A 1,677-nucleotide genomic window follows, 5' to 3' on the forward strand; every position below is an offset into this window, starting at 1 on the left:
TCGCCTTGGTCTCCGGATTTTCACCGCTAAGGGGAATGAAAAAAATCTGGAGAGCACAGTTATTATGAACGAGACAGACTCCCCGTAATTGCAACTTCTTAGGTTACTTTTGGCAATACTGGTGCAGTAGAGCTGCTACACCAAAACCAAAAGCAGAACTAAATTGCAAAGGAGAGTCTGTATTATGAAGGATGCCATGAAATACGTAGGTTTAGACGTATCAAAAGAAAAAATTGCCGTAGCCGTTGCTGACGAAGGTAGAGAAAGTGCCCGGTATTGGGGGATGATTCCTCATAATGAATATCAGATTCTAAAGGTACTCAAAAAATTGGGTCAACCTGAAGAATTAAGTATCTGTTATGAAGCTGGTCCAACGGGATACCCGCTAGTACGCTTGTTAAGCGCGCATGGATACCACTGCATCGTCATTGCGCCATCTCTTATGCCAAGCCGTCCTGGAGAACGGGTGAAAACAGATCGACGGGATGCCTTACGTTTAGCCCAACTCCTTCGGGCGGGTGAGTTAACAAGCGTCCATGTGCCCACTCCAGAAGAAGAGGCTCTTCGTGACTTGGTACGGATGCGTGAAGACATCAAGGAAGATCGAACTCGTATCCGGCAGCGAATCGGGAAGTTTCTTCTTCGGCATAACATTGTACCAGAGGAACCTCTACGGCGATGGACAGGGAAATATCGACTATGGTTGGGGCGTATTCGGCTAGAGTTCGCCGCTCAGCGTCTAGTGTTACAGGAAATGTTATCGCAGCTAGATGAGAATGAAGAACGGCTCAAACGGATTGAGGCCACTATTCATGAAGAAGCTACGAGTGGATACCAAGCTCCATTAATTCAAGCGCTTCAAACCTTGCGTGGCGTTGCTGAAACGACAGCGACAGGTATCGTAGCCGAGGTATGTTCATTCACTCGATTTGGAAGTGCGCAGGCTTTTATGGGTTACACCGGTTTAGTACCACGAGAGTATTCAAGTGGTCAAAGTCGATGGCAGGGGAAGATTACAAAATCCGGGAATACTCACCTTCGCCGCTTGTTGGTAGAAGCCGCTTGGAGTTATCGCTATAAACCAGCATTGCAAGGAGAGATAAAAAAACGCCAACAAGGTCAAGATCCCGGAATTCAGTCGATTTCTTGGAAGGCTCAACACCGGTTACATCAAAAATACACAACGATGCTATCCAAGGGGAAACCTAGTGGAAAAGCAATTGTAGCTGTAGCGCGGGAGTTAAGTGGATTTATTTGGTCTGTTGCTCGAGGAATCGAAGAAACAAGAAGACAAGGATAAGCCTTAAGTTAAAGGTCGGAGAGGAATATTTGTAGGTTCAAGAATCACCATGACTCAATAAACAAGAAGAATTGAAAAGCTGAGTTAGAAGGCAAAGAGAAAAGCCGCAAGAGAGAACCCACGTAATCGCTATGTGCCTAACCCTAGAGGTGAAGATGCACGCGCACAGTTCGTGGTCAACTCTCTGCAGACGGAGGGAAAACATGCGGTATACCAAACCCGCGAATATCAGACTGCTCACCGTCGATACCTTTTGCCTTCTAGTTCAGCTTGTTCAACCCTTCTTGTTATAAAAGGAAATGGAGAAAACCGAAGGAGCTACAATTGCGTTTGACAGTCTCGTTCATATCAGCGATTGGAACAACGGTCCGTTCGCG

The 1,677-nt window shown here is 46.3% G+C and carries 1 protein-coding gene; it reads left to right on the top strand.

Annotated features, from left to right (window positions below):
- The first annotated feature begins 184 nt into the window (after positions 1 to 184).
- On the top strand, positions 185 to 1,300 hold the full coding sequence (locus tag ACFSX3_RS27765) for an IS110 family transposase (protein WP_209994893.1): 1,116 nt from the start codon (positions 185 to 187) through the stop codon (positions 1,298 to 1,300).
- Positions 1,301 to 1,677: the final 377 nt, after the last annotated feature.

Source organism: Paenibacillus rhizoplanae, assembly GCF_042684125.1.
Classification (GTDB): domain Bacteria; phylum Bacillota; class Bacilli; order Paenibacillales; family Paenibacillaceae; genus Paenibacillus_AQ; species Paenibacillus_AQ rhizoplanae.

What these genes read in the sequence shown, in the direction of transcription:
- ACFSX3_RS27765 (WP_209994893.1), top strand. Translation starts at nt 185, where the DNA reads ATGAAGGATGCCATGAAATACGTAGGTTTAGACGTATCAAAAGAAAAA.